We start from the raw sequence: 20,739 nt of genomic DNA on the forward strand, positions 1-20,739 counted from the left end.
CCGTCCAGGTAGGCTGTGATCGCTGTGAGCTTGAATTGCTCGGTGTACTTACCCATAGATCCCCCAAGGGTTGGATTAGTGTCCAACTTCTTGGGGGCAGTCCACCCTGTGGGAGCGGCCTTGTGTCGCGATAGGGCCGCTCCCACAGGGATCGCGCCAGCTTTTAGAAATTGAGCAAGACAGTTGCTCCCAAAGGTCGCGTCCTGGTCCAGATTGCGCTTGGCGAACGGCAGCGGCGGGCGGTGGTGGCGCAGTTGCTCAACGCTCGGTACTTGCGCGGTCTGTGGGAGCGGGCGAGCCCGCGAAGCAGCCACCGCGTTGCAGGGCACCGGCCTTGCCGGTGTTCGCGGGCATGCCCGCTCCCACAGAGGTCGTCTACTGGCCCAGCTTGTGCTCGCCTACACCATCGCCAACCGCTGCTTGCGCGTCGGTGCAGGGAACGCCCGGTCGATCGCCCGCAGGTCTTCACCGGTCAAGGTCAGCGCTCCCGCCGCCGCATTGAGCCGCACGTGCTCGGGTGTCACCGCCTTGGGGATGGCGATCACGCCGTCATCGCGGGTCACCCAGGCCAGGCACACCTGGGCCGGTGTGGCGCCATGGCGCTCGGCGATTTCCGCCAGCACCGGGTGCTGCAACAAGCGCCCGGCCTGAGCCAGCGGGCAGTAGGCCATGGATGGCAAGCCACGTTTTTCGCACCACGGTAGCAAGTCGAATTCGATGCCGCGCTGGGCCGGGTTATACAACACCTGGTTGGTGGCACAATCAGGGTTGTGCAGTTCGCGCAGGTCGTCGACGTCAAAGTTGGACACGCCCCAACGCTTGATCTTGCCCTGCTCGCGCAAGCGCTCGAAGCCCTCGACGGTTTCCTCCAGCGGGTGCTGACCACGCCAGTGCAGCAGGTACAGGTCGATGCAATCAGTGCCCAGGCGTGTGAGGCTGCGTTCGCAGGCAGCCGCCATGCCGCGCAGGCCGGCATTGTGCGGGTAGACCTTGCTGACCAGAAATACCTGGTCGCGGCGCCCGGCAATGGCTTGGCCAACGACCTCTTCTGCCCCCCCTTCGGCATACATCTCGGCGGTGTCGATCAGGTTCAGGCCCAGCTCGATGCCCTGTTGCAGCGCCGCGACTTCGGCAGCCTTGCGACCTGGGTCTTCGCCCATGTACCAGGTGCCTTGGCCGATGGCTGGAACACTCGTGCCTGCCAGATTTACGTAACGCATGTCACCTCCGGGATCCGGGTATTGGAAAGAAGCACCTCAAGCAGTGCTTGCGCTGCAGTGGAAAGCTTGTGCTCGCTGAGGGCAATCACGCCGATGCGCCGCTCGACAGTGGGCTCGACCAAGGTGACGCAGCGGGCACCCAGCTCCTGCATCTGGTTGATGCACAGCGCCGGCACGGCACTGACCCCCAGGCCGCTGGCCACCATGCGGCCGATGGTCGTCAGCTGGTGGCTTTCGAACGCGACTGCCAGCTTGCCGTGGCGGGCCGCCACATTCTGCTCCATCAGCAGGCGCACCGCCGAAGGTCGTTGCAGGGCCACGAAATCTTCGGCCATCAGCTGTGCCCAGCTGACCTGGGGCAGCAGCGCCAAGGGCGAGTCGGCGGCCACTACGGCAACGAAGCGGTCCATGTACAACGGGTGGAAGTCCAGCCCATCGATGTTATCCGGCTCGAAGCCGATGCCCAGTTCGACGCGACGATGGCGTACCAGTTCCTGTACCTGTTCGTTGATCACGTCGTGCACCGTGACGTTGACCTTGGGGTAGCGCTGGCGAAACACCTTGAGCGAGTGGGGCAACAGGTTGCCGGCAAAAGCCGGCATGGCCGCCACCGAAACACGGCCCAATTGCAGGGTAAAGCGCTGGCGCAGCATCTCTTCGGTGTCGTCCCAGTCGGCCAGCAGGCGGCGTGCCAGTGGCAGCAGCACTTCGCCTTCGGCAGTCAGGCTTACGCTGCGCGTGGTGCGGCTGAGCAGGGCGCCGCCGAGGTTTTCTTCCAGCGCCTTGATGGTCAGGCTCAGTGCCGGTTGCGAAACGTGCAGGTGTTCACCGGCCTGGGCAAAGCTCTGGTACTTGGCCACGGCGACAAAGGCGCGCAGTTGTTTGACGTTCATGTCGGGCCTATCGTTTGTTTTGTAAAAATTATCAATCGATGACGAAAACAAAATTAACAAATCAGTCGCTTGCGGTGAAGATGTCTGCACACGCTCACCGACAGCCTCGTCGGTTAAACAACTACAAAAGGCGGATCAGCATGGCCGGACTGGACAAGCGCGTTGCAACCTATGAGCAGGCCCTCGAAGGCCTGACCGACAACATGACGGTACTGGCCGGTGGTTTCGGCCTGTGCGGCATCCCGGAAAACCTTATCAGCGAAATCAAGCGGCGCGGCGTCAAGGGCCTGACCGTGGTCTCCAACAACTGCGGCGTTGACGGTTTTGGTCTGGGCGTGTTGCTGGAAGACCGGCAAATTCGCAAGATGATCGCCTCCTACGTGGGCGAAAACGCCGAGTTCGAACGCCAGTTGCTCAGTGGCGAGCTGGAAGTGGAACTGACCCCACAGGGCACCCTCGCCGAAAAAATGCGCGCAGGTGGTGCCGGCATTCCGGCGTTCTACACCGCCACCGGCTATGGCACCCCGGTTGCCGACGGTAAGGAAGTCCGCGAGTTCAAGGGCCGCAAGTACATCCTGGAAGAATCCATCACCGGTGACTTCGCCATCGTCAAGGGCTGGAAGGCCGACCACTACGGCAACGTGGTGTACCGCAACACTGCGCAAAACTTCAACCCGCTGGCGGCCACCGCCGGCAAGATCACCGTGGTCGAAGTGGAAGAAATCGTCGAGCCTGGCGTGCTGCTGCCAAGCGAAATCCACACCCCGGGCATCTACGTGGACCGTGTCATCGTCGGCACCTTCGAAAAGCGTATCGAAAAGCGCACCGTCAAGGCCTGAGCGCCATCCACCCGAACAATAAAGAGATCCTGACCATGGCACTGACCCGCGAACAGATGGCGCAACGCGTTGCCCGTGAACTGAAGGACGGTTACTACGTCAATCTGGGCATCGGCATTCCCACCTTGGTGGCCAACTATGTACCCGCCGACATGGATGTGATGCTGCAATCGGAAAACGGCTTGCTCGGCATGGGCGAATTCCCCACTGAAAGTACCCTCGATGCCGACATGATCAACGCCGGCAAGCAAACTGTCACCGCCCGCCGCGGTGCCTCGATTTTCGATTCGGCACAATCGTTCGCCATGATCCGTGGCGGCCACGTCGACCTGACCGTCCTGGGGGCTTTCGAGGTGGACGTGCAGGGCAATATCGCCTCGTGGATGATTCCGGGCAAGCTGGTCAAGGGCATGGGCGGGGCCATGGACCTGGTGGCCGGCGCCGACAACATCATCGTTACCATGACCCACGCCTCCAAGGACGGCGAGTCCAAGTTGCTGCCACAGTGCAGCCTGCCGCTGACCGGTGCGGGCTGCATCCGCAAGGTGCTGACCGACCTGGCCTACCTGGAAATCGAAGACGGCGCCTTCATTCTGCGCGAGACCGCGCCTGGGGTCAGCGTCGAGGAAATCATCGAGAAAACCGCCGGCAAACTGATCGTGCCGGATGATGTGAAGGAAATGACCTTCTAAGGCATGACGTGATCCCACCCTGTTGGAGCGGGTTTACCCGCGAGTGCGTCGGTACATTGACCGCCGCATTCGCGGGTAAACCCGTTCCAACAGGTTTTTTGCGTTGCCTGGCAATACCGCTTCATCCCATAAAACCAATAAAAGGAATTCAACCGTGGCCGCTGAAATTCAAGACAGCCGCTCCGCGCGCTTTGCCTTGCGCTGCTCCAACTGGGCTGAACGCTGGTTCCCCGACTCCTGGGTGTTTGCCGCGCTGGCGGTGCTGTTGGTGTGTATCGGCGCACTGGCCATGGGCGCCAAACCGACCGACACCGCCAAGGCGTTTGGCGACGGTTTCTGGAGCCTGATACCGTTCACCATGCAGATGGCCTTCGTGGTCATCGGCGGTTATGTGGTGGCCAGCTCGCCACCCGCCGCAAGGCTGATCGATCGCCTGGCGCGCATCCCCGGCAATGGGCGCTCGGCAGTGTGCTGGGTAGCACTGATCTCGATGCTGGCCTCTTTGCTCAACTGGGGGCTGTCGCTGGTGTTTGGAGGTTTGTTGGTGCGCGCCCTGGCAAGGCGCACCGACCTGAAGATGGACTACCGCGCTGCGGGTGCGGCCGCTTACCTGGGGCTGGGTGCGGTGTGGGCGTTGGGCCTGTCATCCTCGGCGGCGCAGCTGCAGGCAAACCCGGCCAGCCTGCCACCTTCAATCCTGTCGATAACCGGGGTGATCCCCTTTACCGAAACCATCTTTCTCTGGCAGTCCGGCGTGATGTTGGCGGCGCTGGTGGTGGTCTCGCTGGTGATCGCCTACGCCACCGCTCCGGGCCCGAACAGCGCACGTAGCGCAGAAGACTGCGGTGTCGACCCCAGCTTCACAGCGCCACCCGCGCCGCAACGCACGCGCCCGGGGGAGTGGCTGGAACACAGCCCGATCCTGATCCTGCTGTTGGTGGCCTTGGCTGCTGGCTGGCTGTATCAGGAGTTTGCGACAAAACCTGCGATTACCGCCATCTCGGGGCTCAACACCTACAACCTGTTGTTCATCATGCTCGGTGCTTTGCTGCACTGGCGCCCACGCAGCTTCCTTGACGCGGTGGCGCGTGCGGTACCGACCACCACCGGTGTGCTGATCCAGTTCCCGCTGTATGGTTCGATCGCTGCCATCCTCACCCAGGTGAAGGGCGTCGATGAACAGACGCTGGCCCACCATATTTCACTGTTCTTCACCCAGATTGCCACCCATGACACGTATGCCGTGCTGATGGGCGTGTATTCGGCGGTGCTGGGCTTCTTCATCCCTTCAGGCGGCGGCAAGTGGATCATCGAGGCCCCTTACGTGATGCTGGTGGCCAACGACCTGCAGTACCACCTGGGGTGGGCGGTGCAGATCTACAACGCGGCCGAAGCCTTGCCGAACCTGATCAACCCGTTCTACATGCTGCCGCTGCTGGGCGTGCTGGGGCTCAAGGCGCGCGACCTGATCGGTTTCTCGTTCGTGCAATTGCTGGTGCATGTGCCGTTGGTGCTGGTGTTGCTGTGGGCGCTGGGTACAACGCTGCAGTACGTGCCGCCGGTGATGCCTTGATTCAAAGTCCCTGGAGGCTTGGCGTCAGCTTTCAGACGCGTATCATGGCTGCCTCAGCCTGGGAAACCCGCGTCACATGTCTATCCGATTGAAACTGCTGCGTAAGAAACTGGGGATGACCCTGGAAATGCTGGCCGAAAAGACTGGCATGACCAAAAGCTACCTGTCCAAGGTCGAGCGCGGCCTCAACACGCCCTCGATCGCTGCGGCGCTGAAACTGGCGAGGGCACTGAACGTCAATGTCGAAGAGCTGTTCGCCGAAGAACAGGCCGGGCAGAGCCGCTACAGCCTGGTGCGCCGTACCGAGCGCCAGGCCCTGGTTGGCGATGGGCAAGGGCCGGGGTACGCGGCCCTCACCAGTCAGGTTGGCCAGCGCAGCCTGCTGCCGTTTCTGATTCAGCCGCCGTCCGAGTTCAGCGACCCTACGTTCAAGGAACACCAGGGCGAAGAGTTCCTGTTTGTTCACGCAGGCCAGGTGGAAGTGGATTTCATGAGTGAGCGGGTGTTGCTGGAGCAGGGCGACGCCCTGCATTTCAACGCCCAGACGCCGCACCGGCTGCGCTCGGTAGGTGTGACACCGGCGCAGTTACTGGTTGTGGTTCACCACGCAGACGAATGAAAGCGCAGGGGGCAATCATGCCCCCACGTGTTATCAGCTGTGAAACGACATGTTCATCGCATCATCCCTCCCTTGCATATTCTGCATGCCGTTTTTTTGACGAATGCGCCCATCGCCCATTGAATTTTATTATGGTGTCGAATCATTGACGTAGTGTCATTGTGCCCATAAGCTCAAATCAAACATGTAACAACACCCGCAGCACCGCTCTAATAACTCATTGATTTTCCTGTTTTTAGGAGGGGAGTATGCGCACGACTCTGATAATCAAATCGATGTTCTTGCTGGTGATGCTAAGTGGTGCTGCCGGCGCGGCAGATTCGTATATAAATCAGAACAGTATCATTCCTGTTTCAACTGCTGGCTGGTTCTTTGCCTTTGCTGTGGTCGGTTTTGTTGCCGTTGCCAACCGCAGAAAGATCTGAACCGGCTGCCTTGTACCTGAAGTGACTGCTCCTTGCCGCGAAGCCACAGGCATGGCTTGTGAATTCTCCAACCGTTGCTATATTCCCAGTAGCCCGTAGGACCAACATTTACAAGGCGTTGCAGCCACGTCTGCAGCGTCAAGGCAAGGGCCTCCAGGAAGGTCGAGGCCATCGCGGCAGCAGTGCGCCGTGAAGCGGAGCGAGAGTTGGTGTGTTGTTCTCATTCAGTGCTCTTTGTCGGGCCATTTGGCCGGAGGGACCCTCATGGTGCGTTCAATGTTTGCCGCTTTCTGCATGCTGACGGTGTGGTCTGGCGCCGGTAACGCCGACCAGAGCAGTGCTGCCTACCTGCTCAGCCCCGGCGATGTGGTGATGGTATCGGTGTGGCAGGAAGACAGCCTGCGTCAAGAAGCCACCGTACTTCCCGATGGCAGTATCACCTTCCCCCTGGCCGGGCGCATCGATGTCGCCGGGCTGGACGTGACGGCAGTCGAAAAGCAGGTCGCTGCCAAACTCGAAAAATACCTCCCCGACCCTAACGTCAGCGTTGTCGTCAAAAGCATTGCCGGCAACATGGTCTATGTACAGGGTAAAGTGATCAAACCCGGGCCCGTGCAAATGGCAGGCCCTACGGCGGTATTGCAGGCGCTGAGCATGTCGGGTGGCCTGGACAAGTTTGCAGATGAAAGCGAAATCAAGGTGGTCCGCGGCACCGGTGCTTCCCAAAAGATCCTGCCCGTGCGATATAAGGACCTGGTGTCTGGCCGGGACATGTCCACCAACATCCAACTTCAGGCTGGCGATACGCTGGTCGTTCCTTGATCTTGCCTTTAATAAGAACATTTAATGCCTCTTCTTAGAACAACTCGCATTGCAACGGCAATCTTGGTCTTGCCGTTCACGGACGCGGTACTGGCGGCAAATTGGCAGTCTACGGTGGTGGTACCGACATCCGTCGAATACGACAGCAACCCATTGCTGTTGACCTCGGGGGAAAAGGGCATAACGCGCACGATCATCGCGCCGGATTACACCCTGATTGGTACTTTCGACCGTGACGAATTGAGGTTGGGGCTTGGCATGCATGTGCTGCGCTCGTCCGATACGGATATCGTCGATGACCGTGAAGACCCTGATATCAGCCTAGGTTGGCAGCGCACCACCGAGCGGGGGCGGTTCGGCCTGGTGGGGCGCTACAACGAAAGCTCGACGTTGTCGGGGACAGTACTGGATACCGGGGTGATTACCACCGACGGTACGCAGAAGCTTTACACCTTGACTGGCAACTGGAGCCAGGCGGTGACCGAGCGCAGTACCTTGAGCAACGAAACCACCTACAGCCGTGCCCGTTACGACATCAGCACGCTGACGGGCTACGACGAACTGGCGAACGTCTTTACCTGGACTTACGCCTGGAGTGAGCGGGCTGACCTGTATACCCGTTTCGGTGCCCGGCGCTATGAGCCCGAAGAGGACCTTACCGCGACCGCTTCCAACAGCTACAGCCCGGCAGTCGGCATTAAATACCAGCTTGCCGAAGGCTTGAGCGCCGATGCCCATGTTGGCGTCAACCAAGTGTCAGGTGACGACGGCGGCCGGCGCGGGGAGGGTGGGGTTGCGTTGCTGTATACCGGCCCGCGTGCCGACGCCAGCCTCACCGCCGAGCGCAGCACGGTGGCAAGTGCCGAAGGCGGCTTCGCCGAACTGGACCAGGTGCGTGGTGTGTGGAGCTATGCGCTGACCGAGTTGTCCCGGGTCGGCGCCGACGCCGCGTGGCAAGACAGCAAAGGGCAGTCGCCCAACACGCTGCAGACTTACAGCGTATGGGCCAGCCGCCAGTTTTCGCCTTACTGGGACCTGCGCCTGTCGCTGATGTACAAGGAACGGCAGCAGGACCATGTACCGGATGCGACCGCTACGATCGTTGGTTTGACGTTGACGTACAGGTACCCCGACATCTGAACTGCAGGCAGGTGGCCCTATGAAGTCTGACTACGAGCTCTCCCTCAGAGATTACATCGCCATTATCAAGGACAGGGCCCTGGTGTTAGGGGTGAGTGCCGCAGTCATTCTAGCCGCGACCGTGGCCGTCGCGTTGATGGTGCCGCCGATCTACCAGTCGACCGGCACCATTCTGGTGGAGTCGCAGCAGATTTCGCCTGAGCTGGTGTCGACCAACAACACCAGCTTTGCCGATGAGCGCATCGAGGTGATTCGCCAACGGGTGATGACCCGCGACAACCTGCTGCGCATCATCGGCAAGTACGACCTCTTCGCTGACAAGCGCTTCAGCGAAAGCGACAGGATCGACCAGATGCGCAACGCGATCGTGGTCGAAACCCTTACCACCTTCGTGCGCGGTCGTGGTGAAGCGACCGTGGCGTTCAATGTGTCGTTCGAGCACAAACAGCCACAAGTAGCCAAGGAAGTCGCCGATGAACTGGTGACGCTGTTCCTCAACGAAAACCTCAAGCAGCGCACCGAGCGGGCCAACGAAACCACCGAATTCCTCACGCAGGAAGCCAATAAGCTGGGTGCCGAGCTGGCCAGCCTGGAAAACCAGCTGGCCGATTTCAAGCAGGCCCATGCCAATGCCTTGCCCGAGCACCAGACCCTGCGCATGAACATGCTGTCGCGGGCGGAGCTGGAATTCCGTGAGGTCGACCGTGATTACAAGGCTGCCCAGGAAGAGCTGCGCTACCTGGAACTGGAGCTGTCTGCGGCCAATGCCGGCCTTGCCACCAAGGTTGCCGAAGGCACCCGGCCAACGCGTGCCGACCTGCCCGAAGACCTGCCAAGCCTGAAAGCCGAATACGCGCAGCTGCTGACCCGCTACAAGGACGCCCACCCGGATGTCGTGGCGGTCAAGCGCAAGATCCAGGCGCTCGAAGCCAGTGGTGGTCGCGCTGCGGCAGCGTCCACGGTCAGCCTCGACGCGGCCCGTGTCCGCGCCAAGATGAGTGCCGCGCAGGTGCGTATTGCTTCGCTGGCAGAGCAAAAGCGTGAGCTGACCCGGAAAATGGAAGGCTATGAAGCCGAGATCCTAGAGGCGCCGCAAGTCGAGCGTGGCCTGGTGACCTTGATGCGTGACCACGACAACGCGCGCAAGAAATACGAAGAGATTCGTGCCAAGGAAATGGGCGCAAAGATTACCGAAAGCCTCGAGCAGGAAAACAAGGCTGAACGCTTTGTGCTGCTGGAGCCTCCTCTGTTGCCTGAGAAGCCGATCAAGCCTAACCGCAAGAAAATCGCTGCGCTGGGCCTGGTGCTTGCGCCGGCCGGTGGCGGTGCGCTGGTGATGCTGCTGGAAATGCTCAATCAGCGCGTGCGCGGCGTTGGCGCCCTGGAAAACCTGCTGGGCAAACGGGTGCTGGTGGCACTGCCCTATATCGATACCCGGGCCGACGTAGCCCGACGCAAACGCTGGCGCAATCACCTGATCCTGGCGGCACTGGCGCTGGCAGCTATCATGATAGGGCTGGTGCACGTGTTCTACATGCCACTGGATGTGCTGTTGTACAAAGTCATGTCTCGGTTTGTATAGGGAAAGCAGTGATGGACAGGATCAAGCCGGCTGTTGGCAACAATATTCATCAGGTAACCCCGGGTACTCCCCAGGCACTGTCTCCCGCCCCCGGTACGGCGCTGGCCGAAGTGCCGGGTCAGTTCGATTACGTGAACACCAAGGTGGTGCCGCTGCGTGCAGACCACCTGGAGCGTAACCGCATCGTGGCGTACAACAAGAACTCCAACATGAACGGGCCGATCGACCTGTTGCGTACGCAGGTGCTCAGGGCCATGGACGAGAACGGCTGGCGTACCTTGGCCATCACCTCGCCAACGCCAGAAGCGGGCAAGACCATGCTGGCGATCAACCTGGCCATGAGTATTGCCCACCACACCACCAAGACTGCGTTACTGGTGGACTTCGACCTGCGCCGGCCCAAGGTCGGCAGTTACCTGGGCCTGCCCATGGAGCAGGCACTGAACGAGTTTCTGTCGGACAAGGCCGAGTTGCAGGACTGCCTGGTCAACCCCACCTTGCCGCGCTTCGTGGTGCTGCCAACGCGGGTACCCGTGCCCCTGTCGACCGAGATGCTGTCCTCGCCCAAGGTGAACAACCTGATTGGCGATTTGCGCAACCGCTACGAATCGCGCATCTGCATTTTCGATTTGCCACCGCTGCTCAGCTCGGACGATGCGATCACCGTGATGCCCAAGTTCGACTGCGTGTTGCTGGTGGTGGCCAACGGAATGAACAACAAGAAGGAAATCGAGGATTGCCTGCATCACCTGGGCACGGTGAACCTGATCGGGACAGTGTTGAACAAGGCTGACGAACAGCCGCGCACCTATTACTGATCTTTCTGGCAATACGCTTTTAGGCGCAGCCTTGTGCTGCGCCTGAAGGCTATGAGGCCAACTCAGCGCCTCCAGGGATACTGCAACTCCCACTGCCACGCATGCCGAACAATCTGCTCCAGCGAGGCGAATGCCGGGCGCCAGCCCAGCACCTGCATGGCTTTGCTCGCATCCGCCACCAGCCGTGGCGGGTCGCCGGCGCGACGCGGTGCGTCAAGGGCATTGATCTGTCGCCCGGTCACTGCCCGGGCCGTATCGATCACCTGTTGCACCGAAAAGCCCAGGCCATTGCCCAGGTTGAACGCGGCACGCTCGCCACCGTCCAGTAAATAATCCACTGCCAGTGCATGGGCCGCCGCCAGGTCTGCCACATGCACGTAGTCGCGTATGCAGGTGCCATCCGGTGTGTCGTAGTCGCGACCAAACACTGTCACCGCCTCACGCCGGCCAGATGCAGCCTGCAGGATCAACGGGATCAGATGGGTTTCCGGTTCATGACGCTCGCCTAGCTGGCCTTCCGGGTCAGCGCCCGCTGCATTGAAGTAGCGCAGGCATACCGACTTCAAACCATAGGCCCGGTCGAAGTCCTCAAGAATCTGCTCGACCATCCATTTGCTCAACCCATACGGGTTGATCGGCCCCTTGGTGTGTGCTTCATCTATCGGCACGTACTGCGGGTTGCCGTATACGGCGGCACTCGAAGAAAACACCAGGTGCCTGATGCCGGCATTGACCATGGCCTGCAGCAGGGAAAGGGTGGCTGCGACATTGTTCTGGTAGTACTTGCCGGGGGCACTGACCGACTCGCCCACTTGAATGAACGAGGCGAAGTGGAACACCGCATCGAAGCGGCAAACGCCAAACAGCACGTCCAGTGCGGCTTCGTCGGCGATGTCGAGCTTGGCCCACTGGATACCGGGCCCAGGTGAGACCAGGTCCGCCACCAGCACTTCATGGCCGGCGGCGAGCAGGTGCTTGACCATGTGCGAGCCAATGTAGCCCGCACCACCCACAACCAGATATTTCATCCCCACCTCCTGGAATCTGCTGTTTACAGACGCAGTGAACACTCCCTGACACGTGCAGGTGGGATGATCAGCTACAGGTGACCTGAGCGTAGATGGCCATATGCTCTATTTCAAGAATAGCCAGTTGGACATGTAGGTACCGTCGAAGGTAATGGTGTATTGCCCATCCTTGTAGGCCACCGGCAGCGGCTTCGGCTGTTCCCGTGCATCGCGGGCGAACAGTTTCAGGCCGGCGGGCGCCTTGATGTCCAGGCGGCCTTCAAGGGGCTCGACATTGAACGGCGTCTTGTCATCGGCCTTGGGCATGGCACGGGTGCCCAGTGACAGCAGAAGCTCGCGCGACTGGCCCAGTGGCTTGCCGTCCAGGCTCTGGACCACGACGCTGGCGTAAGGCGTTTTCGTTTGTATCTGAATGGCACCCAGGTTGATCGGGCGGCCGCCCAGCCAGCCGCTGGCGGCTTGGGTCAGTGGCGTGTCGATGGTGTAGATGCCTTGTTGCCAGTTGCGCCTGAGCTCGCCTGTATCGGTCACCGACTCGGTGGCATCGGCGGCCAGCAGCGCTTGCCCCGGGTCGTGCAGCACCTGCGCGTCTGCCGGGATAGGCGCGGGTTTCAGCCAGGGCAATTGCGGCGTGTGTGGCAGGGCGATCTGCAACTGGCCCTTTTCCATGGCCGTGCGCAGCAGCGGTGAGTTACGCGGGGTGATTTCCTGGTTGTAAAGGGTGGCAGGTGTCGGTGCGAACACGTAGCGAGTGGTGGCTGGTCTTACGTCCGCACGGCGATAGAGCAGGGCAGCGGCGGGCAGGGTGGCGATCATCGCTGGGTCGTTGTACGCGTGCCAGTTGTCCGCCGTGCGCCAACCTGGGTTGAATGCTTGTTGGCTGTAGGCGTATTGCAGCATGGCGTCCCAGCCTTGGTGGCTGGCAGTGCCGGCGATGTAAATGGGTAGCGAGTGACGGTCCGGCAGCGGGAAGGGCTCGGCGTTCCACTCGGTAACGGTCAGCGGTTTGCCGACGACCTGGGCGGCAGCAATCCAGTCGATCATGCCGTCGCTGGTCAGCGGGTTCTTCTCCAGTTGGCCTGCGTCGCCGTAGCTGTGGGCGTCGATGACATCACCAACGCTCAGTGCCGGCAGTGCGCTAAGCCCATTGCCGCCCCAGGTGCTGGTGGTAGCAATGGGGACTTTCACGCCCACGCTGCGCAAGTGGGCGATCATGTCGGCATTGAAGCGTTGTTCCAGCTCGTTGAGCAACAGCTTCGACGGCCCATGCTCCCAGGCACGCCAGGTCAGGTCGGCGGGTAGGTCAAACTGTTTGGCAAAGGCCTTGGCCGCCGTCATGTAGCGCGCGCTGTGGCGTGGTACATCCTTGTTCGGCATCAGGGCGTTGCCGTAATGCTGGGTCAGGTCATTCTCGTTGGTGATCAGCACGGCGGCGATGGCGGGGTCGTCCTTGTAGGCCAGGCCCGTGTATTCGTTCACATGGGTCAGGTACTGCTCGGCGAAGCGTTTCATCGCTTGCTGGATACTGTCGTTCACGTAGGCGTAACCCTTCAGGTCGACGCGACCATCCTGCTCGGGCAGCTCCTTGAAGTCTTCGATGTGGTCGTTGGCGGTAAACGCACGCTGCACATGCATGTCCAGCCAGATGTAGATGCCTTCGTCCTTGAGTGACTTGATCCACAGGTCGAGCTTGCGCAGCGATTGGGCGCTGAGCTGCTGGGTATCGCGCACCAAGGTGCCGTCGCCAAAGACGTTGGGGCTGACCCAGGGCGAGTCGTGGTGATGCAGGCGCACCAGGTTGAAACCCAGTGCCGAGAGGCGTTTGGCCTGTTGGCGTATTTCGTCGTCGGGGCTTTTGAACAGCGAGTAGGCCGACAGGTTGGTGCCCCAGAAGCGTATTGGGGTGTTGTCGGCGAACATCAACTGGTCGCCCACCGCCTTGACGAAGCCACGCTTGCCGGCGGGTCTTTCCCCTGCGTTGAGGAACGACAGGTCCACCGGCGAGGTGCGCCAGTCCAGTTGGTCATCAGGCCACTTGGCGGGGTCTGCCAGGCCGAAGCGCTCGGTGGGCGTCGGGCCGAGTTCGATGTCGCCGGTCACGTTGAGCACGGCCTTGAGCTGCTGGCGGCCGGCGCTGATCGGGTCCTTGTAGAGGAATGCGCGCAGCTCGGACGGGTTGCCGCGCTCGAAATAGACCTTGGCCAGTGGCGGGTCGAAGCGCATTTCGATGCGTCGCCCCTGGTCAGCCTTGCCCCACGTCCAGCCGCGATTGTCGGGCAGCAACTGCGGGGCCCCCATGTCGCCGGCGATTTGTGCCGGGTCGAACTGGAACACCATGCCGCCACCCATGACACCGCTCTGGCGGCTGTGGGCGTCGAGGTCGAAGGCCCAGCTCAGGGTTTGCGCCTGTTCCTTGCGGATGTCAGCCTGCAGGTCGAAGTCCAGCTCCTTGTTCTTGCCCCGCAGCGTGTAGTGGTAAGGGCCATTGACCTTGAAGTCGGTATAGAAACCGGTCCAGCTCCAGTTGGCAGCCCAGAAATCGAATTTGGCCTTCATGACCGGGCCACCGCCGTGTGTCACGCTAGGCAAGCCATTTTGCTCATCGACACTGACCTGCCAGTCGGAAGCCCAGCTGGCCAGCGGCAGCAGGGCCAGGCCGGCAATGGCCGAAAGGCGCACGTAATGACGCAGGGACAGCCTATTCATGAACATTACCTGGGTTGTAGGTCGGGTTCTGCCAGTTCCATGACCTGGCTGTTGTGCAGCCGGCGAACCATCTGGATGTAGGCCACGCCCAGGCCTGCGATAGACCAGTACACCACCGGGATGAAGGTGATGCTGCTGACCGTGAAGATGATGACCAGAATGCCGATCAGCGTTGCCAGCAACACCCGGCCGAGCTGCCTTCGCTCGTCGTCCTTGTCGGCAAAGCTGAGCATGGCCCTGCGGATACCCCGCAGCACGACGGCAAAGAACGCCACGAACAGCCCTAGCCCGACCAGGCCGACCCGCAACGCCAGGTTGATGTAGGTGTTGACGATGTCGATGATGCCGTCGCCCTGGATCATCGCCTGCATTTCGGGTGTGTTGCGGAAGTCGAAGGAGCCGAACAACGGGTTGCGCTGGATGACGATCCACGAGTTGTCCATCAGCCGCTCGCGGTAGGTGATGTTCTCTTTCTCGAGGTTACCGATGAACGGCAGCAGGTCCAGCACCTTGTCGCCCCCAGGCACGACGGTCAGCAAGGGCAACGCCAGCATGCCTGCCGCACCTAGCAGCGCCAGGCGCTTGACGGCGCCTTTGCCCAGGGCGATGAACACCACCACGATGACCACCGCGCCGATCCACGGGCCACGCGACAATGGCGCGAACAGCCCGGCGGCCAGCAGCAGGGCGCCCATGGCCCTGTGCAGCGGGCGTTGCACATAGCCCTGCACGAACAGGAACAGGCCGATGGCCACGCTCATCACGTAACCCAGTGCAATCGCCTGGCCGGTGGTGACGCTTGCCCGCAGTGCACCGCCCCGGCTCAGGTAGCCGGACATGCTCCATGGCACGCCCATGGCCTCGACCAGGGCGCTGTATAACAGCCAGTGGCGCACATACTCGGCCACAGCGATCAGCGCCATGACGAAAGAGGCGAGCACGAAGGCCAGCAGGGTGTCCTTGAAGTCGCTGATCTGGCGCAGGCCACGGCTGGCCACGTAATACGGCAGGAGAACGTCGACATACAGGTACAGCGCCTGGCGCAGCGTGTCGGTAAGGGTGGTTTCGCGCAAATAGAGCACGCTCATCAGCAGCAGGCCGGCCGCCAGCAGTTTATCGGCCCAGGTGCGGCCAAAGCGCAAAGTGTCACCTTGGCGGCGCAGGTACAGCGCGGCCGGCAGCAACACGCACAGGGTCAGCAGGCGAATATGGTTAAGGTCGACCAGGTAATTGACCACGCCAAACCCGGGCACCTGCACCGACGCTGGCGGGATCAGGAACAGCAGCATGTAGAACAGCGCCATGGGGTTGTGCTCGCGGCGCCCGGCCAGCAACAGGACGACCGCGCCCACCCCCAGGTACAGCCAGAAGCTGTGGGAGAAAAAAGCCAGCAGGGTCAGCAGGAACCACAGATTGCGCCGGCGCTTGTAGTCGCTGAGCGGAATCAGGTCGGTGGCAGGCCGCCGGGCCATCAGGAAGACCACGCTCGCCAGAAACAGGATGACGATCAACGCACGAAAATGTTCAGGCATCGGCTATGTACACCTTTCCCTCGGTGGGCAACGGCTAGCATCATGGCTAATTGAAACTATAGTGACTTTTAGCCAATCAGTCAGAGATTGAAGTCATGCCGTCGATTGATGTGTCAGCCGCCGCGAGCCTGCGCAAGCGGGCCCTGAGGGCCGGGTCTTGGAACCTGGTCTCGCAGGTGGCTTCACAGGTGATGCGCCTGGGCGGCAATCTGATCATGGCCCGCTTGCTGCTGCCGGAAATGTTCGGGGTGATGGTCATCGCCACCACTGTTTCGATACTGCTGCATTTGCTTTCCGATGTCGGCCTGCGCCAGAACATCATCCAGAGCCACCGCGGAGACGACCCGGACTTTCTCAACACCGCCTGGACCGTGCAGATCATCCGCGGTTTCCTGCTGTTTGCCCTTACCCTGCTGCTGGCCCTGGGAGCTTGGTTGGCCCAACTGGCTGAGCTGTGGCCGGCCGACTCGACCTATGCCGCGCCCGTCCTGCCGATGGTGCTGGCGGTCACCGGCCTGTCGGCGGCCATCTGGGGTTTCCAGTCCACCAAGATAGATGTGGCGGTACGAACTTTCCAACAAAAGCGCGTGGTGCTGGTCGACCTTGCCTCGCAGGTGGCCGGCCTGGTGGTGATGCTGGTGCTGGGCTTGCTGACCCATTCGATCTGGGCGCTGGTGTTATCAGGACTGGTTTCGGCGGTCGTCTGGACCGTGCTGGGGCATACCGCCCTGGAGGGGCCCAACAACCACCTGCGCTGGGACCGTTCCGCGCTGACCGAGCTGATCGTGTTTGGCCGCTGGATTCTGTTGTCGTCGATGGTCGGCGTGCTGGCGATGTACGGCGACCGCATATGGTTTGGCGCCAGCATGTCGGCGGCGCAACTGGGTGTGTATTCGATCGCCGTGCTGATCCTGGGTGCGGTGCAGACCGCGCTCATGAAAATTGTCGGCGCGGTGGCGCTGCCTGCTTTCAGCGAAGCGGCCCGGGCCGACGACAAGCCGCGCCTCAAAGCGCTGTATTTCCGCTTTCGGCTGCTGGTCGACCTGCTGGTGCTGTTCATTTGTGGCGGTTTCCTGACCGCCAGCCCGCTGCTGATTGGCTGGATGTATGACGATCGCTACCGCGAAGCAGGGCCGATGCTGGCGATTCTCTCGCTATCGTTCATCGTATTGCGCTATACCTTGGCTCATCAGGTGTGGATTGCCTTGGGCCTGACCAAGTACCAGGCCATGGACAACATCATCCGCCTGGTCTCGTTATGGGCGCTATTGCCGCTGTTACTGGCGATTGGTGGGGTGGAGTGGGCTATCTGGGGTGTTGCCCTGCATGCTGTGCCAACGCTGGTGCTGGTTGTGTATGTGAACTGCAAACTGGGTATCTTCAGCCTCAAACGTGAGCTGGTGGTACTGCCGATGTTACTGGTCGGGGCGCTGTGCGGGGCACTGCTGACAGCCTTTTTCAACTGGCTGTAGCGCAGTTTGCCGGGTGTAACTTTCATGGCTACAGGTCACGGGATCATGGGGAAGCTCACTTTTTGTACTGCGCAGTCGGGTCGTAGAGGCTTTCTCCAGAGCTGTGTCTTGCTCGGCGTGGGGGGCGCGGTGTTCGGCACCTCGGCGGCGGTTGCCGGCAAGACGGTCGAAAAGCCCAGGTTCGTGGTGATCAACGGTTGGGTCTTGCCGTCCCGTTACTTCCGGAACGCGTCAGCATGATCAAGGACTATCAGCAGCAGAAGGCGCTGCGCGACAACTACGATTTCTGCATCATCGGGGCCGGCCCGGCGGGTATTACCCTGGGCTTGCGCCTGGCCTCCGCTGGCTGGAACGTAATGATCGCCGAAGGCGGGGGGCGCGAATATGCGCCGCACTCGCAAGACTTGTACGCTTGCTCATCCACGGGCCTGGAGTTGTATGCCGAGGAAAGCCGCCTGCGTTACCTGGGGGGCACCTCCAATCACTGGGCTGGCCGTTGCCGGCCATTCACCCCATCGGACTTTGCCATCGCCCCGCCAGGCGAGTTGCCGGGCTGGCCTATTCCCTATTCGGAGATCGAAGGCTTTCTGCCGGCAGCGATGGAAATTGTCGATCTGCCTCCTGGCTCGGATTTTCGCGCGATGAACAACGGCCTCAATGGCAGTGAATTCGAGGCAGACCGCTTTCTGCTCAGCACGCCGACACGCTTTGCGCAAAAGTACGCTACAGCACTGGAGCAGACCAACGGCCTTGACGTGTTCATCAACTGTAATTGCGTTGATCTGAAGTTCGACAAGGCTTCCGGCCACCTGGAGGCGGTGGTTCTGTCCGACTATGAACGCAATCGTCAGCGTCTGGTGGCAAGAAACTTCATTCTGGCCACAGGTGGCATCGAGAATGCCCGGCAGTTGCTGAACAGCGAGACCCTGGTGGCGGCAGGCGTGGTGAGCAAGGACGGGCTGGTCGGCGGGTGTTTCATGGAACACCTGAACATCGACATGGGCACTTTCATCCTCAAGTCAGGACAGGGCCCGGAGCCGCGTCAGTACTACACCACCGATGCCTTTGTCGACGATTACAAGGCCGGTAAAGGCAATGTCACCGCCGTTTTGCTGGACGATGTAAAGACCTATGGCCGCACTGCCGAGGTCAAGTACTTTCTGGAGACCCTGGCCTGCGACATGGGTGTTGCCAGCAAGGTCGCTTTCATCGCCAAGTTCAGCTGCCCCGGCGACGGCGTGATCAGCACCATGATCGAGCAGTTTCCCAACCTGCACAGCCGCATTTCGCTACTGGACGAGAAGGATGCGCTGGGCGTGGCCAAGGTCAATGTCAACTGGGCGCTCAGCGCCGCTGACCGGCACACCATCAAGTGCATTGGCAGCGAACTGGCCAAGCAGTTCGCCGACATGGACCTGGGTTTCGTCAAGCTCAACGATTTTGTTTATGACACCTCGATTCCGCTGAAAATGTCACCCCATGCCCACCACATGGGCACCACGCGTATGGCCGCCTCGCCGCAGTACGGCGTGGTCGATGCCAATTGCAAGGTGTTCGGCACCGAAAACCTGTATGTCGCCGGTAGCAGCATTTTTGCCAAGGGCGGCGCCTCCAACCCGACCATGCCGCTGTTGCAATTTGCCGTGCGGCTGGCCGACCACCTCGATAAAAAGATGAAAGCGGCCAGCGGCGCCGCTGCGTGATACGGGTTGTACACGGGTGAGTGCGCTGCGGTCAGCACCTGGAAGAACGAGACCGGAACGCCTCAGGACACTCAAGATTGTTCAGATCGCGAGGCCAGGCAGTATGAAGGGATGGATACGCAAGGCAGTGGCGCACTACGCCCATGCAACCGGGCGAGGTGGCAAATTCTACAGGAGGTTCTGCAACCCATCTGGTCTTGAATGGGGGGCCTATCTGGCCCGATGGGGCAACTTTCATTCGGTCGGCAGCAATTTCTACGTCAATACAGGCTGCAAGTTTCTCGACCCGTCGCTGGTACGTATCGGTAACAGCGTGGGCTTGTCCGACTGCACGTTGATCGGTCATGACGGGGTGGTATTGCTGATCGAGCATCGCTTTGGCAAGCACCTGGATTCGATCGGTTTCATCGACATCAAGGACAACTGCTTCATCGGCCATGGTGCGATCGTGATGCCTCGCGTGACCATCGGGCCCGAATCCATCGTGGCGGCAGGGGCGGTGGTGACCAAGGACGTGCCGCCAGGCACCGTCTATGGTGGCAACCCTGCCGAGTTCATTTGTACCACCGAACAGTTGATCAAGCGGGTCGAGGCACGTTGCGAAGCCTACCCATGGATCGATCTGGTGAAGCAGCGCAACGGTGCCTACGACCCGGAAGTGGAACCGTTACTGATGGCGCAAAGACGTCAGTATTTCTTCGGGGACAGCTGAAATGGCTAGCAAACCTGTGGATGTCATGGTGGTCAACTTCAATACCGCTGGACTGTTGCAGCCGATGTTCGATGCGCTGCGCCGGGCCGACAGCGAGCGCCTGGCCAGTTACCTGGTGGTCGACAATGCCTCGCGCGATGACTCGGTGCAGCGCATGGCCCAGGTGTGCCCCGAGGCACTGCTGCTGAGCAACAAGCAGAACGTGGGTTTCGGCCGGGCCAACAACCAGTTGTTGGCGCACCTCAAGGGCAAGTACGCCTTGCTGCTCAATACCGATGCCTTCGTTGCCGCCGACTCGCTGCAAAAAACGCTCGACTACATGGACGCCCACCCGGAGTGCGGCGTACTGGGGGTGCGCCTGGAGGGTCGCGATGGCGACCTGCAGCCCAGTTGTCGCTACTTCCCCACGCCGCTCAATGTGTTCGTCGGGCGTACCGGGTTGGGGCGGTTCTTCCCAGGGGTGAAGATGGTCGACGACATGAACTGGGATCACGCCTCGGTGCGCGAGTGTGACTGGTTGCCCGGCTGCTTCTACCTGGTGCGCCGCGAAGTACTCGACAAGGTGGGTTTGTTCGACCCGCGCTACTTCCTTTATTACGAAGAGGTGGACCACTGCAAGCGGGTGAAGGAAGCGGGCTGGAAAGTGGTGTTCTACCCGCATACCACGGTGGTGCATATCGGTGGCGAAAGCTCCAAGTCGGTGGCGGAACTGGAGGCCGCCAGCCGGCAGATCTCGTCCTATCAGATCGAAAGCGAGTTGCTGTACTTCCGCAAGCATCATGGGGTGGCGGGGCTTGCCCTGCACATGCTGCTGGTCACGCTGGGCGACCTGGTGCTGGCACTCAAGGCGCTGTTGAAACGACGCGGCTGGGGCGCCATTCAGGCCTGCTGGCGTCATTGCCGGGCAACCTGGTCTTTGCTGTTCAAGACCCGGTACGCCAGCCAACCGACAAGGTAGGTGGA

At 61.0% G+C, this 20,739-nt stretch carries 18 protein-coding genes; 13 read left to right on the plus strand and 5 right to left on the minus strand.

All coding sequences use genetic code 11. The features are described from left to right. Positions 1 to 398 precede the first annotated feature (398 nt). Together FQ668_RS14765 and FQ668_RS14770 are read right to left on the minus strand one after the other, a co-directional pair. Positions 399 to 1,220, minus strand: coding sequence for an aldo/keto reductase (locus tag FQ668_RS14765; RefSeq protein WP_019438669.1), 822 nt, complete (start codon positions 1,218 to 1,220; stop codon positions 399 to 401). Continuing rightward, complete coding sequence (locus tag FQ668_RS14770) at positions 1,208 to 2,113, minus strand: LysR family transcriptional regulator (protein WP_010954013.1); 906 nt, start codon at positions 2,111 to 2,113, stop codon at positions 1,208 to 1,210. The genes FQ668_RS14765 and FQ668_RS14770 overlap by 13 nt, the downstream gene beginning before the upstream one ends. Positions 2,114 to 2,253: 140 nt before the next feature. Between FQ668_RS14770 and FQ668_RS14775 the strand changes: the two genes are divergently transcribed. The 9 genes from FQ668_RS14775 to FQ668_RS14810 all read left to right on the plus strand — a co-directional run bounded on the left by FQ668_RS14775 (position 2,254) and on the right by FQ668_RS14810 (position 10,623). Beyond that, positions 2,254 to 2,952 carry a CoA transferase subunit A gene (locus FQ668_RS14775; RefSeq protein ID WP_004374230.1) on the plus strand — a complete coding sequence of 233 codons (699 nt, stop codon included), beginning with the start codon at positions 2,254 to 2,256 and terminating at the stop codon, positions 2,950 to 2,952. Positions 2,953 to 2,987: 35 nt separating this feature from the next. Further along, the gene (locus FQ668_RS14780) at positions 2,988 to 3,644 is read left to right on the plus strand and encodes a CoA transferase subunit B (RefSeq protein WP_004576290.1); all 657 of its coding nucleotides are present in this window, start codon (positions 2,988 to 2,990) and stop codon (positions 3,642 to 3,644) included. A 154-nt stretch (positions 3,645 to 3,798) separates the two neighbouring features. Further along, a complete protein-coding gene (locus tag FQ668_RS14785) occupies positions 3,799 to 5,217 on the plus strand; it encodes a short-chain fatty acid transporter (protein WP_004576289.1) in 1,419 nt (472 codons plus the stop codon). A 76-nt stretch (positions 5,218 to 5,293) separates the two neighbouring features. Further along, positions 5,294 to 5,836, plus strand: a complete 543-nt coding sequence (locus FQ668_RS14790) for a helix-turn-helix domain-containing protein (RefSeq protein ID WP_014591046.1) — start codon at positions 5,294 to 5,296, stop codon at positions 5,834 to 5,836. Positions 5,837 to 6,084: 248 nt separating this feature from the next. Beyond that, positions 6,085 to 6,261: an EPS-associated small membrane protein EppA gene (gene eppA, locus FQ668_RS28555; protein WP_014591045.1), complete on the plus strand. Its 177-nt coding sequence runs from the start codon at positions 6,085 to 6,087 to the stop codon at positions 6,259 to 6,261. A 264-nt stretch (positions 6,262 to 6,525) separates the two neighbouring features. Next, positions 6,526 to 7,083 carry a polysaccharide biosynthesis/export family protein gene (locus tag FQ668_RS14795; RefSeq protein WP_014591044.1) on the plus strand — a complete coding sequence of 186 codons (558 nt, stop codon included), beginning with the start codon at positions 6,526 to 6,528 and terminating at the stop codon, positions 7,081 to 7,083. A 24-nt stretch (positions 7,084 to 7,107) separates the two neighbouring features. Further along, positions 7,108 to 8,223 carry a hypothetical protein gene (locus FQ668_RS14800; RefSeq protein ID WP_019438668.1) on the plus strand — a complete coding sequence of 372 codons (1,116 nt, stop codon included), beginning with the start codon at positions 7,108 to 7,110 and terminating at the stop codon, positions 8,221 to 8,223. A gap of 19 nt (positions 8,224 to 8,242) precedes the next feature. Continuing rightward, a complete protein-coding gene (locus FQ668_RS14805; RefSeq protein ID WP_014591042.1) occupies positions 8,243 to 9,805 on the plus strand; it encodes a Wzz/FepE/Etk N-terminal domain-containing protein in 1,563 nt (520 codons plus the stop codon). 11 nt (positions 9,806 to 9,816) lie between these two features. After that, on the plus strand, positions 9,817 to 10,623 hold the full coding sequence (locus tag FQ668_RS14810; protein WP_014591041.1) for a CpsD/CapB family tyrosine-protein kinase: 807 nt from the start codon (positions 9,817 to 9,819) through the stop codon (positions 10,621 to 10,623). Between the two features lie 62 nt (positions 10,624 to 10,685). Here the strand turns inward: FQ668_RS14810 and galE are convergent, their stop codons facing one another. The 3 genes from galE to FQ668_RS14825 all read right to left on the minus strand — a co-directional run bounded on the left by galE (position 10,686) and on the right by FQ668_RS14825 (position 15,889). After that, positions 10,686 to 11,651, minus strand: a complete 966-nt coding sequence (gene galE, locus FQ668_RS14815) for a UDP-glucose 4-epimerase GalE (protein WP_014591040.1) — start codon at positions 11,649 to 11,651, stop codon at positions 10,686 to 10,688. Between the two features lie 105 nt (positions 11,652 to 11,756). Next, entirely contained in the window at positions 11,757 to 14,357 is a 2,601-nt protein-coding gene (locus FQ668_RS14820) for a cellulase family glycosylhydrolase (RefSeq protein WP_026031952.1), read from the minus strand. 5 nt (positions 14,358 to 14,362) lie between these two features. Next, a complete protein-coding gene (locus FQ668_RS14825) occupies positions 14,363 to 15,889 on the minus strand; it encodes an O-antigen ligase (protein ID WP_019438666.1) in 1,527 nt (508 codons plus the stop codon). Between the two features lie 95 nt (positions 15,890 to 15,984). Here FQ668_RS14825 and FQ668_RS14830 point away from each other — a divergent pair, with 95 nt between their 5' ends. The 4 genes from FQ668_RS14830 to FQ668_RS14850 all read left to right on the plus strand — a co-directional run bounded on the left by FQ668_RS14830 (position 15,985) and on the right by FQ668_RS14850 (position 20,734). Beyond that, a complete protein-coding gene (locus FQ668_RS14830) occupies positions 15,985 to 17,361 on the plus strand; it encodes an oligosaccharide flippase family protein (protein ID WP_019438665.1) in 1,377 nt (458 codons plus the stop codon). A gap of 236 nt (positions 17,362 to 17,597) precedes the next feature. Next, complete coding sequence (locus tag FQ668_RS14840; protein WP_019438663.1) at positions 17,598 to 19,064, plus strand: GMC oxidoreductase; 1,467 nt, start codon at positions 17,598 to 17,600, stop codon at positions 19,062 to 19,064. A gap of 103 nt (positions 19,065 to 19,167) precedes the next feature. After that, complete coding sequence (locus FQ668_RS14845; RefSeq protein ID WP_014591034.1) at positions 19,168 to 19,776, plus strand: acyltransferase; 609 nt, start codon at positions 19,168 to 19,170, stop codon at positions 19,774 to 19,776. 1 nt (position 19,777) lies between these two features. Beyond that, positions 19,778 to 20,734 carry a glycosyltransferase family 2 protein gene (locus FQ668_RS14850; RefSeq protein ID WP_010954024.1) on the plus strand — a complete coding sequence of 319 codons (957 nt, stop codon included), beginning with the start codon at positions 19,778 to 19,780 and terminating at the stop codon, positions 20,732 to 20,734. Positions 20,735 to 20,739 lie beyond the last annotated feature (5 nt).

This window comes from Pseudomonas sp. Kh14 (assembly GCF_900291005.1).
GTDB lineage: Bacteria > Pseudomonadota > Gammaproteobacteria > Pseudomonadales > Pseudomonadaceae > Aquipseudomonas > Aquipseudomonas alloputida.